Below are 15,909 nucleotides of genomic sequence, written 5' to 3'. Positions count from 1 at the left end.
CTCAATTATTCATCTGCAAACCAACAAATATTACGAGCAGCCATAATAAAATCGCCAGCTTGTTCGTTTGTTATACCTTCAATTTCAGCTAAATCATCAGTACCTTGTTCTGCTAAATCTTCCAAAGTAATGATGTCATGTTGTACTAATTGATAAGCTAACTCTTGTGTCATACCAGGTAGATTTAGCAAATCTTGAGCTGGTTGTTTTTCGCCACTATTTGCTAGTGCAAGTGTTGTTAATGCATCTTTTGCTCGCGTTCTTAATGCTTCAACAAGATCTTCATCAAGTTCTTCAATTTCAAGCAATTCGTCAACTGGCACATAGGCAAGTTCCTCAAGTGAGGTAAAGCCTTCTTCAACTAAGAGCTGTGCAAGCCCTTCATCAATATCAAGATGTTTCATCAAATTATTGATTGCAGCAAAAGATTCTGCATGATGTTTTTCTTGTAAATCTTCGTTACTCATCACATTTAGTGTCCAGCCAGTAAGCTGTGAAGCTAAACGGATATTCTGACCATTTCGACCAATGGCTTGTGGTAAAGTTTCAGCATTGACGGCTACATCCATGGTGTGTTTGTCTTCATCTACAACAATTGAAACAACATCTGCCGGCGCCATAGCATTAATTACGTATTGTGCAGGATTATCGTCCCATAAAACAATGTCAATACGTTCTCCACCAAATTCATTAGATACTGCTTGTACGCGCGCACCACGCATACCAACACAAGCACCAACAGGGTCAATACGACGATCATTACTACTAACTGCGATTTTAGCACGTGAGCCAGGATCACGAGCCACGCCTTTGATGTCAATCATCTCTTCACCAATTTCAGGGACTTCAATACGGAATAACTCTTCCATCATTTCAGGGTTTGAACGGCTAATGCATAGTTGTGCAGGTTTATTATTTTGTTCTACAAGATATAAAATACCACGGACACGATCGCCTATACGGAAGTTTTCACGCGGTAACATATCATGGCGTGACATCATTGCGTCTGCATTGTTACCTAAATCAAGAATCACGCTATCGCGATTGGTTTTTTTGACAATTCCGGTCACAATATCACCAATACGATTTCTAAACATGTCAATGATCATTGCACGTTCAGCTTCGCGTACCTTTTGTACAATAACTTGTTTTGCCGTTTGTGTGGTTATACGATCAAAAGCAACGGATTCAATTTGCTCTTCAACGTAATCGCCAAGTTTAACAGCTGGATCTTCGTATTGTGCAGCGTCTAATGTCATTTCTTTAGTTGGTTGCGTAACTTCATCAACAACAAGCCAACGACGGAAAGTGTCGTAATCTCCTGTTTTATGATCTATTTTAACAACAACGTCAATATCAACATTATGCTTCTTTTTTGTGGCCGTCGCTAATGCGGTTTCTAAAGCTTCGAAAATTTTATCACGTGTAAGCGCTTTTTCGTTTGATACAGCTTCAACAACAGCTAAAATTTCTTTATTCATCCTTTACATCCGTACTCTATTTAAGGTTAAAATTAGGTACAATATTCGCTTTTTGAATATTACTAAAAGCAAATACTTCATCTTTATCATCTACAGTTAATGTAATCATTTGGCTATCGATAGACTTAATTCGTCCTTTCCACTTACGGCGATTAGCAACAGGTATACGTAGACTGACTGTAACTTCTTCACCAATAAACCGCTGATAATGCTCAAGCGTAAACAAAGGTCTGTCCATTCCTGGTGATGAAACTTCAAGATTGTAAGCATCTTTGATCGGGTCTTCTACATCAAGCACCGCACTGATTTGACGGCTTGCATCAGCACAATCATCAACCGTAATACCATTTTCACTATCAATATAGACTCGTAGTATAGGATAACGACCACGAATATATTCAACTCCGACTAATTCAAAACCAAGTGCATTAACTGGCTCTTGGATAATATCGGTTAATTGTTGTTCTATATTAGCCAAACAAACCTCCACAGCAGAAAATAAAAAAGGGCATAAAGCCCAACATTCTTTTTAAACTTACGCTTAAATCATTACACGAAAAAAAGCCTCGACATGCGAGGCTTACATTCAAAAACTAACTATAATGAAGCCACTTTATTCGAACTTTCAGACAATAACAGGATAGATTGGTTTATGAATGAAAATTTAAGTGGTTGCGGGGGCTGGATTTGAACCAACGACCTTCGGGTTATGAGCCCGACGAGCTACCAAACTGCTCCACCCCGCGATAGATGAATGAGAATTATACGGCATTTTAAATAAAATGCAACCACAAATCACACTGGTTTTATCAAAAAACTTAAAATTATTAAAAATATGCTACATGTCAATTTTAATATATATACCACTTAACTTAAGCATAACTGTTTAACTTATATTGGCACAATAATTCCGTTTTCAAGCCTATTATTGTGCCCACTACTTAGTACTATAAAGTAATATAAATTACTTGCTAGTTGCCTGTTTCATTGATTGAACAAACTTGGCTAATTGGTTAAGCATTTGTTCGGGATTGTCGAGGTTTTTCTCAATAATTTTTACTGTTGCTGATCCGCTAATTGCCCCAGCTGCACCGGATTTAATCGCTTCGCTAACTTGAGTTGGTTCTGAAATACCAAACCCTTGTAACGCTGGTGGAGCGCCAAACTCAACTAATTTTTTGATCAGATGGGTAAGCGGTTTGTTAGCTCGATTTTCAGCACCAGTAACACCTGCTCGTGATACTAAATAAGTATAACCTTTGCCTTGCTTAGCAATACTTTGAATGACTTTATCATCAGCATTTGGTGGACAAATAAAAATTGGTGCTATATTGTATTTTTCGGCGGCCACTGTAAATTCTTGGGCATATTGAGCTGGCAAATCAGCAATCAATACTGAATCAACTCCCGCTTTGGCACACTTGGCATAAAAGTCGTCGATACCATTTTTGAAAACTAAATTAGCATAAATAAGTAATCCTATTGGAATATTGGTGTATTGCGCTCTGACATTGGTTAAAATTTCAAAACATTTTTCAACTGTTATTCCTGCTTTAAATGCCCGAATATTGGCATTTTGAATAGTTGGACCATCGGCCATCGGATCTGAAAATGGGATCCCTAGCTCTAGTGCATCAGCACCAGATTCAATTAAAGTTTGAATGATTTTAAATGACAGTTCTGGCGTTGGGTCACCAACTGGAACAAAAGGAACAAAAGCACCTCGTTTTTCGGCTGTTAATGTTGCAAACAGTTTTTGATAACGGCTCATTCTATTTCTCCTTTTGCTTTTAAAATATCATAAACGGTAAAGATATCTTTATCGCCACGCCCTGACAGGTTAACTATTAGTAGCTGTTCTTTAGTTGGATTTTCTTTTATCATTTTCATAGCATAAGCTAATGCGTGTGATGATTCTAACGCAGGAATAATACCTTCATGTCGTGATAATGCTTTAAATGCATCAAGCGCTTCATCATCAGTAATTGAAACATAATCAGCACGACCAATACTATCTAAATACGCATGCTGTGGACCAACTGATGGAAAATCTAACCCTGCCGATATTGAATAAGATTCTTCAATTTGTCCTTCTTCCGTTTGCATCATCGGTGATTTCATACCGAAATAGATGCCAAGCTTACCATGTTTTAACGAAGCGCCATGTTCGCCACTTTCAATCCCATGACCTCCTGGCTCTACACCAATTAATTTGACGGATTTATCATCAATAAAATTAGCAAACATACCAATTGCGTTTGAACCACCACCAACACATGCAATTACTGCATCAGGCAAACGTCCTTCTTTTTCAAGGATTTGTTGTTTAGCTTCACGGCTGATCATCTGTTGAAACTCACGTACAATAGTTGGAAAAGGATGCGGACCTGCTGCCGTACCTAACATATAATGCGCTTTTTCATAACTGCCAGACCAATCACGTAATGCCTCGTTACACGCATCTTTTAAAGTCGCTGAACCTGTTTCAACTGGAATGACTGTTGCGCCCATCAATCGCATTCTAAATACGTTAGGAGCTTGACGTTTAACATCTTTTGCACCCATATAAATTCGGCATTTTAAGCCAAGTAGTGCGCAAGCTAAAGCTGAAGCAACACCATGTTGCCCTGCACCTGTTTCGGCTATAATTTCAGTTTTGCCCATTCTTTTAGCAAGCAATGCTTGTCCTAAAACTTGGTTAGTTTTGTGCGCACCACCATGCACTAAATCTTCTCGTTTTAAGTAAAGCTTGGTTTTGGTGCCTGCCGTTAGATTTTTACATAAAGTTAATGCTGTTGGTCTACCTGCATAATTAACTAATAAATCGTTAAACTCCTTCTGAAAGTTTGGATCGTTGATTGCAGAGATAAAAGCATCTTCAAGTTGTTCAAGCACTGGCATTAATATTTGAGGGACATATTGCCCACCAAATTTGCCAAAGTAAGGATTTAACTTAGACATAACTATTCCTTTTTTTTTAAATAAAAATTAAATTTGTTCAAATACAGCTTGGATTTTTTGTTTATCTTTAATTCCGGGTGAAACTTCAACCCCTGAATTAAGATCAACACCAATCACATTCGTCGCTAAAGCTGATTTGATATTTTCTGGATTAATGCCTCCGGCTAAAATGACATTACTTAGCTCTTGATTATCAAGTAGCGACCAATCAAAACTTTTCCCTGTACCGCCAGTACCATGATCAAAGATATAACGAGACACTAATGGATTGGTATGTTCTGGCACAACCCCATCAATACTCAATGCTTGCCAAATTTGGCAAGTTCTGGGTAATTCTTGTCGCAACGTTTCGATATAGTTTTCATCTTCATTACCATGCAGTTGAACAGCATATAAGGATAACTGTTTTGCTATTTGGCATACGGTTTCGATCTCTTCATTTCGAAATACACCAACCCAATTAAGTGGTGCTGCAGCAATAACTTTTCGAGCCTTAATTGGCTGTATATAACGTGCTGAATTTGTGACAAAAATCAAACCACCATAAACTGCACCAGCTTGATAAGCACTAACAGCATCTTCGGGACGTGTTAAACCGCATACTTTATTTTCGCCTAACATCACCTTGCGAATTGCTAAAGTTAAGTTGGCTTCTGACATTAATGCACTACCAATTAAGAATCCATCTGCAAAATGACTCAGTTCTTTAACTTGATTGTGAGTATAAATACCTGATTCACTAATAATAATGCGATCGTTAGGAATTGATTTAGCTAAGACTTTTACCCGATCTAGATCAACCGTCAGATCCCTTAAGTTACGATTATTAATACCAATTACTTTCGCACCCAGTTGGATGGCTCTTTCAACTTCGTTTTCAGTACTAGCTTCTGTCAATATACCCATATTTAGCTTATGAGCAATGTTACTTAGATGACGATATTCATCATCCGTCAATACAGATAGCATTAATAGTACTGCGTCAGCTTGATAATAACGCGCTAAATAGATCTGATATTCATCAATAATAAAGTCCTTACAAAGCACGGGTTGTGTGATTTCATTACGAACTATGGGTAAAAATTCAAATCTACCTTGAAAATATTTTTCATCAGTCAATACTGAAACTACTGAAGCATAATCTTTATAAACTTTAGCAATAGCGGCTGGATCAAAATCATCCCGAATCAATCCTTTTGATGGCGACGCTTTTTTACACTCTAAAATAAAAACCGTTTTAGGTTGATTTAGCGCTTGATAAAAATTGCGATCACTAGGTATTACTGCTGATTTGAACATTGTAAGTGGATTTGTTTCCTGCTGCTGCGTTAACCAAATCTGTTTATCGTCAATGATCTTTTTTAGTACTGTTGCCATTTCAACATTTTTTTCTAATGCTGCAATTGCCATGTTATTCTCCACTTGTTATTTTGCTGCTAGTTGTTGTAATAATGCATAAGGTTTACCACTTTGCATCATTTCAATTGCCCGTTGTGCATTTTGTTTTAAATTTGACTCGCCAAATAAGCTCATTAACATCGCAACATTAGCGGCAATTGCTGATTGGTGTGCTGGTTTTCCGTGACCTTGTAAAATGGCAATTAACATATCACGATTCTGCTCAGGTGTACCGCCTTCAATATCTTTTAAGGTAAATGTTGGCAAGTCAAAATCGTCAGGTGTAAGCGTAAAATAACGAATTTCACCATCTTTAACTTCAGCAACTTCAGTTTCGCCATGAATAGCAACCTCGTCCATACCTGCGCCATGCACCACATAAGCATGTTTATAATTAAGCATTTTTAATGTTTCAGCAATCGGTTGGATCAAATCTGGATGATACACGCCTAATAAAATACGTTTAGGACGAGATGGATTAATCAATGGCCCTAACACATTAAAAATGGTCCGAGTTTTTAATTGTTGGCGTATTGGTGCTGCATGGCGAAAACCTGAATGATATTGCTGGGCAAATAAGAAGCACACGCCGAGTTCATCTAATGCCTGACGAGATTTTTGTGCTGACATATTTAATTTAATGCCTAAGGCAGAAAGTACATCGGAAGAGCCAGATTTACTTGATACACCACGATTACCATGTTTAGCCACTTTATAACCCAATGCTGCAGCCACAAAAGCACTAGCTGTTGAGATGTTAATGCTATTGGTGCCATCCCCCCCAGTACCAACAATATCAGTAAAATCATAATCTGGAGAATCAAAAAGATCGGCATTCTCAAGCAATGCTAAAGCTGCCCCTGCTATTTCATCCGGTTTTTCACCACGAACTTTCATACTAATTATTGCGGTAGCCAATACAGTTGGTTCAATCTTACCTTGAATAATTAAATTAAATAGTATTTTACTTTCCTCTTGTGTAAGGGCTTGCCCTAAATATAATTTATTAACAATAGGTTGAATATTGTACTCTTGCTTATCAACAATAGCTTCCTGTTTTGGCTTCTCTTGTTTTTGTGGAGGATTTAGTGCCCATTTTATAGTTTGTTCTAATAATTCTACACCTTGAATGGTTAATATCGATTCTGGATGAAATTGAAAACCACAAACCCGATCCTCATCATTACGAACTGCCATTACAATATTATTGCAAAGCGCATTGATGGTTAGTGTTTTTGGAATATTTTCACCTTTTAAAGAGTGATAACGAGCCACCGGTAGCGGATTTGGTAATCCTTTAAACATTGCTTGCTCATCATGCTCAATTAAAGATGCCTTACCATGCAAAATATCACCAGCTGGCACAATCGCTCCACCATAGGATTCCACAATAGCTTGATAACCAAGACAGATACCAATAATAGGCAATTTACCTTTTAAACGTTTTAACAGTTCTGGCATGCATCCAGCGTCACTTGGTGCTCCTGGACCTGGTGATAACATTAAAATAGGGTTTTGCATTTGTGACAATTTTTCAATAATTACATTTGCAGGAATAGTATTTCGATAAATCGTCACACAATGCTTACTATTACGTAATTGATCGACCAAGTTATAAGTAAAAGAATCAATATTATCAATAAATAAGATATTAGCCATTAGAATACACCTTCTACATTATGCGCTTCCATGATAGCTCGAATAACTGCACGTGCTTTATTACGTGATTCATCAGATTCTGATTGTGGCTTTGAATCTAGCACCACACCACTACCAGCTTGTACTGTCGCTATGCCATCTTCGACATAGGCACTACGAATCACAATACAGGTATCAAGATCGCCATTCGCGGTAAAATAGCCAACAGCACCACCATAGCTACCACGTTTAACTTTTTCTGATTCAGCAATTAATTGCATCGCACGAACTTTAGGTGCTCCTGTTAATGTTCCCATATTCATAGTGGCTTGATAAGCATGAAGCGCATCTAAATCACTTCGTAACTGACCAACCACACGCGAAACTAAATGCATCACAAAAGAGTAACGATCCACTTTTAACAAATCTTTGGTATAACGGGTACCGGGTTTACAGATACGTGCTAAATCGTTGCGCGCTAAATCAACTAACATTAAGTGTTCGGCTAGTTCTTTTTTATCGGTGCGCATTTCAAGTTCTAACCTACTATCTAAATCAAAATCAATTTCACCATTTGTGGTTAATCCACGTGGACGAGTACCGGCAATTGGGTAGATTTCAACTTGATTAGTTGCTTTAGTATACTTAAGTGCACTTTCAGGTGAGGCTCCAAATAACACAAAATCACTATCTTGCATATAAAACATGTAAGGGCTTGGATTATTGTTTTTTAATATCTGATAAGCCGATAATGGTTCAGGGCAAGGTAATTTAAAACGCCGTGAAGGTACTGCTTGAAAAATTTCCCCCTGCTCAATTGCATCTTGCATTTTTTTGATAACTGTATTGAAATCATCATCACTTTTATTACATGTCACATCGATATTAGCAAGGGACTGAGTATGAATGGCTTTCATTGTGCTATTTAATGTTGCTTGTAAATTAGTTAACCGTTGCGTTAAGCGCTCAGTTTCTTTTGAATCAGAAGTGAAAACCGTCGTTTTTAAAATGGATTTATGATCTTTATGATTTATTTCTAATATTGTTTCAGCTAAATAAAAACAGAAATCTTGACAACGCTGCTCTGTAGGTAACTTAGGTAAGTTTTCAAATCCAGCGACAAGGTCGTAACAAAATAACCCACCAACAAAAATCGCATCTTGACCACATTGTTCAGGGATATTCACAATAGTCAATAATGTGCGTAATGCATCAAAGACTGATAGCGACTTTAATCTTGAATCTTCATCTTGCATACTATCAATAGTAGGAAATACCAATTTAAGTGTTTGTTCATCCACTTGTACATTATCTAACTTGTCTGTAAAAGCCTGTTGCAATAAAGGTAATAGGTTTTCACCATTTGCGGTCAATGCCTTAAAAGTCACTTCATTATTTATTGCCGAAATACGTAATGCACTATCGACAATCATGACACTTTTAATTCCTTGTTTATTATCAATTTCTGCTGATTCTAGTAACAACGTTGCCGGTTTACTATCACACAATTGATAAAACACTTGAGTCGGATCTTGATAATAACCGATAGTTTTGGTTATCTGAGTTAATATTGGCTTATTCATTGTTGACTCTCTACATTTAAATTTTTATTTAGACTGATTCGTTTAACATCCAGAAACTAAAAAACCCGCATAAAGCGGGTTGTGTAAAAAAGACAATACATCATTACATCACCCGCAAAAGGTAACGCACCACCAACCAAAGTTAGTGAATTGACGAGAAATAAGATGTAAATATTGTACTTTCATAATTTTTATCGATTAAAAATAAATTTTGTACTATTAAACTAGTTTACTAGCTCACTGTCAAGAAATTATTTATTTTTAAAAACAAACTTCTCATTTATAACTAGGCAAAAAATTTAATAATCTATAAAATGGTTGACTCAATTTTATTATAAAAAATTATAAGGATTTTTGAACTATGCCAGTATTTTATATCGTCATTGGTGTTATTGTTTTGCTTGCGTTAATTACTGTCTTAAAGGCAATTACAATTGTTCCCCAAGGTTATCAATATACTATTGAACGTTTTGGTAAATATACCCATACACTTGAACCTGGTTTAAATATCATTATTCCGTTTATGGATGGTGTTGGTCGTAAAATTAATATGATGGAGCAAGTACTCGATATTCCATCTCAAGAAGTCATTTCAAAAGATAATGCTAATGTGCAAATTGATGCTGTTTGCTTTATCCAAGTACAAGAAGCAGCAAGGGCTGCATATCAAGTAAATCAATTAGAGCGTGCTGTCATTAATTTAATGATGACTAATATCCGTACTGTTTTAGGTAGCATGGAACTGGATGAAATGTTATCGCAACGCGATCATATTAACTCTAAGTTACTAAGTATTGTCGATGAGGCAACAAGTCCATGGGGAATCAAAATTACCCGTATCGAAATTCGAGATGTTCGCCCACCAGCAGAATTGATTGCTGCGATGAATGCGCAAATGAAAGCTGAACGTAATAAACGTGCCGAAATTCTTGAAGCAGAAGGTGTTCGCCAAGCAGCGATTTTACGCTCTGAAGGTGAAAAACAATCTGAAATTTTAAAAGCGGAAGGTGAAAGACAATCTGCCTTTTTACAAGCCGAAGCGCGTGAACGTGCTGCCGAAGCAGAAGCAAGAGCAACTCAAATGGTATCCGATGCGATTGCTGCAGGTAATATTAATGCAATTAACTACTTTGTTGCCCAAAAATATACTGAAGCATTACAACAAATTGGTTCATCGGATAACAGTAAAGTAATTATGATGCCACTTGATGCATCAAGTTTAATGGGTAGCATTGGCGGTATTGCTGAATTAATTAAAAACACGAAATAAAAAATCAAATTTTATACATAGGCAAAGTGTTCCCTGAAAACTTTTTAACAAAATCGTAAACTCTATATTTAGAAATTTCACTGAATGAATCTTAGAGGTGATTGATAATGAATGGTTTTTGGATGGTTTTCTATAATCCGCCTTATTGGGGATTTATTGTTCTAGGTGGTATTTTGCTAGTTATAAAATTACTCAATACTGGCAAATATGGTTTTTGGAGTGGGATCGCTACTTTTATTATTGTTTTAATTGCTTGGATTTTACCGTTTTCTTGGCCAATTTTGTGGATCATGGATAGCATTGGCGGTATTGCTGAATTAATTAATAACACGAAATAAAAAATCAAATTTTATACTTAAACATAGTGTTTCCTGAAACTTTTTAACAAAATCTATAAACGCTATGTTTAAGATTTTTACTGAATGTATTATAAAGGTAATCAACAATGACTGATTTTTTTATGGTTTTCTATAGTTCGCCCAATTGGGTATTTATTGCTTTAGGCGGTATTTTGCTGATTATAGAATTACTTGGTACCAGCGGATACGGGCTTTGGAGTGGAATCGCTGCTATTATTGTTGGTTTAATTGCTTGGATTTTACCTCTTTCTTGGCCAATTTTATGGATTTTATTCGCAATTCTAACGCTTGTATCTGCTTATCTTTGGTGGCTTTGGCTCAAAAAGCAAGGTAAAGATAAATCAAATAAAGGCGAAATCAATCAGCCACAACAAGATTTAATTGGTATTAAAACAGTTGTCACAGATGCTATTGTTAATGGCTCAGGTCGAGTAAAAATCAAAGATGGAACATGGTCGGCAAGATGCGTTGAAAATCTTAATGTTGGGCAGCGTGTTGAAATTATTGCTGTAGATGGTTTAATTTTAGATGTGCTACCTATAAATCAATAGTTTTTTGCTAGTTATAAAAATAAATAGGACGCATTAACAATGCGTCTTTTTTATTATAAAAGCGAAAAATGAATTACAAAAAAAAGATTTTCATTGGGGTATATGTCAGAAATTACTTTTTTCAAATCACTCAAAGTCATATTCTCTTGTTGGGCATGTTTTTCGGTAAGTTGATCAAATGTAATTTGTGTAATATTAACTATTTTAATTGTACAAAAATACTCATCAGTTTCAAAAATTCCAACACGAAGCTTATCACCAACTTTAAAATGTGATTCACTCTTATCTCGAATGGTAATGACTTTTAAACCAGCTAAAATATCAGACTTAAAACGTTGATAAAAAGTAATATCATTTTGCACAGCATTATCCTATATGAAAATTACCCAAATTACTTAACAAGTATTAATCAAGCAAAGTAAATGTTTGCTTGTCCTGAGTTGTCGAATCACTACCGATATACACATTAAATTTTCCTGGTTCGGCAACATATTGCATTTTATTGTTCCAGAATTTCAGCATATCATATTTAATCACAAATTTTACTTGCCCCTTAGAGTGCGGTTTTAAAGTAATATTATCAAAACCAATTAACTCTTTCACTGGGCGGCTAACCGACGCTGTCACATCTTGCAAATAAAGCTGGACGGTCTGCATACCTTCTCTATTCCCTGTATTTTCAACATTAACGGTGACAATAATTTCACCATCTCGATTCATTTTAGTACTTGATAACGAAAAGTCCATCGCAAAATTGGTATAACTCAAACCAAATCCGAAGGGGAATAACGGCTCATTAGGACTATCAAAATACGAGGTTGTATATTTGCCCATATTTTCCGTACCACGAGGACGGCCTGTATTCAAATGGCTATAATAGACTGGGATCTGCCCAACATTATAAGGAAAAGACATGGGTAATTTACCCGAAGGGTTATAATCACCAAATAGCACATCGGCAATGGCATTACCTCCTTCAGTTCCTAAAAACCAAGTTTCAAGCATAGCATCAGCTTGAGCATATTCTTCAGATAGTGTTAAAGGACGACCATTCATTAAGACAATGACCAAAGGTTTACCTGTTTTTTTCATTGCTTTAATTAATTGTTTTTGAGTTGCTTGCAAAGATAGATCTGTTCGACTTGATGACTCATGAGCCATACCTTCTGCTTCACCAACAAAGGCAATAACAATATCAGCTTTTTTAGCTATTTTCACCGCTTCTGCAATCATTTTATCGGCTGGTCGATTATCAAATTTAGATGTTTCTCCGTATAAATTTAAAAACCGATATAAATTTTCATCATCAGAAAGATTGGCACCAAATGCATAGCTAATTGATTCAGGATTTTTAACTGCATTTTTAATACCTTCTAATGGAGTTACCGCTAAATTAGCACGCCCAGCTCCCGCCCAACTTCCCAAAATATCACGTTTTGAATCAGCTAATGGACCAATCACCGCAATTTTCTTATTTTTAGCTAGCGGTAATATCTCATTCTCATTTTTTAATAACACAATACTGCGGCGTGCCACATCACGAGCTTCTTCACGATGTAATCGATTATCAGCAAACATTGTATCGATATCTAATTTTGGATCTAAATTACGATTAGGATCACTAAATAACCCCATATCATATTTAAGTTCAAGTACATGACGACAAGCTTGGTTTATTTCATCTTCTGTAATGGCACCTTCTTCGACTAATTCAGGTAAAAATTGTAAGAAATATTCATCATTCATACTTATATCAATGCCAGCTTTAATCGCAACACGTACAGCATCTTTCGGATCACTAGCTACGCCATGATTAATAAGTTCACGAATAGCCCCATGATCACTGACAACAACACCATCAAAATGCCACTGATTCCGTAGCACTTCGGTTAACAACCAATGATTCCCCGTTGCTGGAATACCATTAACGCTCACTAACGAAACCATAACTGCCCTGCTACCTGCATCAATTGCTGCTTTATAAGGCACAAGATATTCTTGGAACATTTTTCGTTCGCTCATATCCGTACTGTTATACTCACGCCCTGCTTCAACTGCACCATAAAGTGCAAAATGTTTTACTGATGTCACCAATGATTTTTTATCGGCAAGCGATTGCTTTTGCATCTTTTCAACAAAAATACGTCCAGCTTCTGAGGTTAAATAAGGATCTTCACCAAACCCTTCAGACACGCGTCCCCATCTAGGATCACGTGTAATATCAACCATTGGCGCCCAAGTTATATTTAACCCATCCGAAGTAGCTTCGTCAGCTGATACTTCAGCAGCTTTTGCTATTGCACTACGATCCCAAGTGGATGCAATACCTAAATTAATCGGGAAGACAGTTCTATGTCCATGAATTATATCAAAACCAAAAAATAGAGGAATTTTATTGCGAGATTTTAGAGCACGCTCCTGCATTTGAGAAAGGTCAGGTTCGACAACAGTATTAAAAATGCCGCCAATTTCACCTGCTTCGATTTTATCAAGTATTTTGTCTAACGTTAGATCGCCACCAACACTAATTAGGCGCAATTGTCCCGCTTTTTCTTGAAGCGTCATTTTTGATAATAGATTATCAATAAAAACTTTCTTTATTTCCTTTACTTCGCTATTAGGTTCTTGTGCAAACAAATGCCCAGAAAAGATAAGAAAAAATAAATATATAGCTACTTTTTTCATCATAATAAATATTGTTATAATTAAGAGGATAGACAAGCAGACAGCATAACGTATTTACAAAAAATCTCGTTTTTTATCTACTTACATTCAGGTTTAAAACATCATAATAGTTATTGCATCCCCTTATTCAAACACTGTCTTTTCTGAAATTTTTTACAAAGTTTAAGGGATAATATTGCCACAATTGTTGGCAATATCAACTCAATAACACATTAATCTCTAAAATTGGTAAATTGAAACGGTTGACCAAATTCGCTATTTTTAACTAATGCCATAGTAGCTTGTAAATCATCGCGTGATTTACCTGTAACACGGACTTGTTCACCTTGTACTTGAGCTTGTACTTTAATTTTGCTGTCTTTGATCGCTTTTACAATCTTTTTAGATAGCTCTTTATCAATACCCTGCTTAAGCTTAACCGTAATGCTATAAAGTTTACCGCTGTGCTCCATTTCTTCAGGAATTTCAAGTGCACCACCGTCAATACCACGTTTAGCTAGCTTATCACGCAGAATATCGAGCAGTTGCTGTACTTGGAAATCAGATTGGCTTGTTGCTTTAATCGTTTCATTTTTTTCATTTAATTCAAACGATGCTTCAACATTTTTAAAGTCCCAACGAGTAGCTAACTCACGAGTGGCATTTTCAACACCATTTTTAACTTCTGGCATTTGAATTTCTGAAACGATATCAAAAGAAGGCATAAATTCTCCTCTTCTAATGGTTATAAAACTAAAATTATCTAGTTAATAAATAGAATAATCGTCGCCTAACAATAATTTAGGCGACTTTAAAATATAAGCGTGAATTAATCGATAGTACGAAGCAATTCATTGATACCTACTTTACCTAAAGTTTTAGCATCAACTTTTTTCACAATAACTGCACAATAAAGACTATATTTGCCATCTTTTGTTGGCAAGTTACCAGAAACAACCACTGAGCCTGCTGGTACACGACCATAATGAACTTCACCTGTTGCACGGTCATAAATTTTGGTACTTTGACCAATAAATACCCCCATTGAAATTACGCTACCTTCTTCAACAATAACGCCTTCAACAATTTCGCTACGTGCACCAATAAAACAATTATCTTCAATAATGGTTGGGTTAGCTTGTAACGGTTCTAAAACACCACCAATACCAACACCACCCGATAAATGAACATTTTTACCAATTTGCGCACAAGAACCAACTGTCACCCATGTATCAACCATCGTACCTTCATCGACATAAGCACCGATATTGACATAAGATGGCATTAATACTGTATTTCGAGCAACATAGGCACCTTTACGAGCAATAGCAGATGGAACAACACGGAAACCTTCTTGTTGGAATCTTGCTTGATCATATTCAGCAAATTTTAATGGCACTTTGTCATAATAGTTAGTTGGACCGCCATCAATCAGTTGGTTTTCGTTAATACGGAAAGAGAGCAAAACCGCTTTTTTTAACCATTGATGAGTTATCCAATCACCATTGATTTTTTCTGCGACACGCATTTTACCACTGTCTAATAAAGCAATGCATTGGTTAATCGCATCACGTGTAACTGTATCAACATTTGACGGTGTAATCTCAGCACGACGTTCAAATGCTGCTTCAATAATAGTTTGTAATTGTTGCATCTCAAGTTTCCTTTAATTTATAGTCCGTTAGCAAATAATAATTAGATGGACAGTATAATATAATCTTTCTTGCTTTTTAAGTGGTTTAATCAAAACACCACAATCAATATCCAAGCAATCAAAAACAATCGAAATCTTAGTAAAGTCATAGGAAATCACAAAAAAACAGAAAAATAAAAGCTTTAATAAAAATCAATACCTTTTCTGATCACTTTTGGGATGTAATTGCACTGCTTTTTAACACAAAACAACTCACAAAAACCACCTAAGGCTATGTTATTTGTCTTATTCCGGCGTCAGACAAATTTGTCTGGAACAAATTTGAACATCTGAGTACAGCGAAGATGGCC

14 protein-coding genes and 1 tRNA gene are annotated in these 15,909 nt (G+C 36.1%); 3 read left to right on the top strand and 12 right to left on the bottom strand.

What is annotated here, in order from left to right:
• Positions 1-5: 5 nt before the first annotated feature.
• The 8 genes from nusA to A9G25_RS04265 all read right to left on the bottom strand — a co-directional run bounded on the left by nusA (position 6) and on the right by A9G25_RS04265 (position 9,061).
• A complete protein-coding gene (gene nusA, locus A9G25_RS04300) occupies positions 6-1,481 on the bottom strand; it encodes a transcription termination factor NusA (protein WP_065625880.1) in 1,476 nt (491 codons plus the stop codon).
• Between the two features lie 16 nt (positions 1,482-1,497).
• Entirely contained in the window at positions 1,498-1,959 is a 462-nt protein-coding gene (gene rimP / locus A9G25_RS04295; RefSeq protein WP_065560173.1) for a ribosome maturation factor RimP, read from the bottom strand.
• A gap of 191 nt (positions 1,960-2,150) precedes the next feature.
• A tRNA-Met gene (locus A9G25_RS04290) sits at positions 2,151-2,227 on the bottom strand.
• Positions 2,228-2,445: 218 nt separating this feature from the next.
• Complete coding sequence (gene trpA, locus A9G25_RS04285) at positions 2,446-3,252, bottom strand: tryptophan synthase subunit alpha (RefSeq protein ID WP_065625879.1); 807 nt, start codon at positions 3,250-3,252, stop codon at positions 2,446-2,448.
• The gene (trpB, locus tag A9G25_RS04280) at positions 3,249-4,442 is read right to left on the bottom strand and encodes a tryptophan synthase subunit beta (RefSeq protein WP_065625878.1); all 1,194 of its coding nucleotides are present in this window, start codon (positions 4,440-4,442) and stop codon (positions 3,249-3,251) included. Before trpB ends, trpA begins: the two co-directional genes overlap by 4 nt.
• A gap of 27 nt (positions 4,443-4,469) precedes the next feature.
• Positions 4,470-5,852, bottom strand: a complete 1,383-nt coding sequence (trpCF, locus tag A9G25_RS04275; protein WP_065625877.1) for a bifunctional indole-3-glycerol-phosphate synthase TrpC/phosphoribosylanthranilate isomerase TrpF — start codon at positions 5,850-5,852, stop codon at positions 4,470-4,472.
• A gap of 15 nt (positions 5,853-5,867) precedes the next feature.
• A complete protein-coding gene (trpD, locus tag A9G25_RS04270) occupies positions 5,868-7,499 on the bottom strand; it encodes a bifunctional anthranilate synthase glutamate amidotransferase component TrpG/anthranilate phosphoribosyltransferase TrpD (RefSeq protein WP_065625876.1) in 1,632 nt (543 codons plus the stop codon).
• The gene (locus A9G25_RS04265; RefSeq protein WP_065625875.1) at positions 7,499-9,061 is read right to left on the bottom strand and encodes an anthranilate synthase component 1; all 1,563 of its coding nucleotides are present in this window, start codon (positions 9,059-9,061) and stop codon (positions 7,499-7,501) included. The genes trpD and A9G25_RS04265 overlap by 1 nt, the downstream gene beginning before the upstream one ends.
• A 361-nt stretch (positions 9,062-9,422) precedes the next feature.
• On the opposite strand from A9G25_RS04265, the gene A9G25_RS04260 reads away from it, so the two are divergent.
• From A9G25_RS04260 to A9G25_RS04250, 3 genes are all read left to right on the top strand, one after another.
• On the top strand, positions 9,423-10,331 hold the full coding sequence (locus A9G25_RS04260) for an SPFH domain-containing protein (protein WP_034910684.1): 909 nt from the start codon (positions 9,423-9,425) through the stop codon (positions 10,329-10,331).
• A gap of 107 nt (positions 10,332-10,438) precedes the next feature.
• Positions 10,439-10,669: a hypothetical protein gene (locus A9G25_RS04255; protein ID WP_065625874.1), complete on the top strand. Its 231-nt coding sequence runs from the start codon at positions 10,439-10,441 to the stop codon at positions 10,667-10,669.
• A gap of 107 nt (positions 10,670-10,776) precedes the next feature.
• Positions 10,777-11,241 (top strand): NfeD family protein, encoded by a 465-nt coding sequence (locus A9G25_RS04250; RefSeq protein ID WP_065625873.1) that lies wholly within the window; start codon positions 10,777-10,779, stop codon positions 11,239-11,241.
• 53 nt (positions 11,242-11,294) lie between these two features.
• Here A9G25_RS04250 and yqfB read toward each other — a convergent pair whose 3' ends face one another.
• The 4 genes from yqfB to dapD all read right to left on the bottom strand — a co-directional run bounded on the left by yqfB (position 11,295) and on the right by dapD (position 15,559).
• Positions 11,295-11,603: a N(4)-acetylcytidine aminohydrolase gene (yqfB, locus tag A9G25_RS04245; protein ID WP_065625872.1), complete on the bottom strand. Its 309-nt coding sequence runs from the start codon at positions 11,601-11,603 to the stop codon at positions 11,295-11,297.
• A gap of 43 nt (positions 11,604-11,646) precedes the next feature.
• The gene (gene bglX, locus A9G25_RS04240; RefSeq protein WP_065625871.1) at positions 11,647-13,929 is read right to left on the bottom strand and encodes a beta-glucosidase BglX; all 2,283 of its coding nucleotides are present in this window, start codon (positions 13,927-13,929) and stop codon (positions 11,647-11,649) included.
• A 209-nt stretch (positions 13,930-14,138) separates the two neighbouring features.
• Positions 14,139-14,630 (bottom strand): YajQ family cyclic di-GMP-binding protein, encoded by a 492-nt coding sequence (locus A9G25_RS04235; RefSeq protein WP_065560184.1) that lies wholly within the window; start codon positions 14,628-14,630, stop codon positions 14,139-14,141.
• A 104-nt stretch (positions 14,631-14,734) separates the two neighbouring features.
• Positions 14,735-15,559, bottom strand: coding sequence for a 2,3,4,5-tetrahydropyridine-2,6-dicarboxylate N-succinyltransferase (gene dapD, locus A9G25_RS04230; RefSeq protein WP_065625870.1), 825 nt, complete (start codon positions 15,557-15,559; stop codon positions 14,735-14,737).
• Positions 15,560-15,909 lie beyond the last annotated feature (350 nt).

Source organism: Gilliamella sp. Bif1-4 (assembly GCF_001690535.1).
In the GTDB taxonomy this organism is placed as follows: domain Bacteria; phylum Pseudomonadota; class Gammaproteobacteria; order Enterobacterales; family Orbaceae; genus Gilliamella; species Gilliamella bombi.
This window is presented reverse-complemented; position numbering and strand designations above follow the sequence as displayed.

Excerpts from the sequence above, each read along its gene's own strand:
- nusA (WP_065625880.1), bottom strand. The coding sequence starts at position 1,481 with ATGAATAAAGAAATTTTAGCTGTTGTTGAAGCTGTATCAAACGAAAAA.
- trpA (WP_065625879.1), bottom strand. The coding sequence starts at position 3,252 with ATGAGCCGTTATCAAAAACTGTTTGCAACATTAACAGCCGAAAAACGA.
- trpB (WP_065625878.1), bottom strand. The coding sequence starts at position 4,442 with ATGTCTAAGTTAAATCCTTACTTTGGCAAATTTGGTGGGCAATATGTC.
- trpCF (WP_065625877.1), bottom strand. The coding sequence starts at position 5,852 with ATGGCAATTGCAGCATTAGAAAAAAATGTTGAAATGGCAACAGTACTA.
- trpD (WP_065625876.1), bottom strand. The coding sequence starts at position 7,499 with ATGGCTAATATCTTATTTATTGATAATATTGATTCTTTTACTTATAAC.
- A9G25_RS04265 (WP_065625875.1), bottom strand. The coding sequence starts at position 9,061 with ATGAATAAGCCAATATTAACTCAGATAACCAAAACTATCGGTTATTAT.
- A9G25_RS04260 (WP_034910684.1), top strand. The coding sequence starts at position 9,423 with ATGCCAGTATTTTATATCGTCATTGGTGTTATTGTTTTGCTTGCGTTA.
- A9G25_RS04255 (WP_065625874.1), top strand. The coding sequence starts at position 10,439 with ATGAATGGTTTTTGGATGGTTTTCTATAATCCGCCTTATTGGGGATTT.
- A9G25_RS04250 (WP_065625873.1), top strand. The coding sequence starts at position 10,777 with ATGACTGATTTTTTTATGGTTTTCTATAGTTCGCCCAATTGGGTATTT.
- bglX (WP_065625871.1), bottom strand. The coding sequence starts at position 13,929 with ATGATGAAAAAAGTAGCTATATATTTATTTTTTCTTATCTTTTCTGGG.
- A9G25_RS04235 (WP_065560184.1), bottom strand. The coding sequence starts at position 14,630 with ATGCCTTCTTTTGATATCGTTTCAGAAATTCAAATGCCAGAAGTTAAA.
- dapD (WP_065625870.1), bottom strand. The coding sequence starts at position 15,559 with ATGCAACAATTACAAACTATTATTGAAGCAGCATTTGAACGTCGTGCT.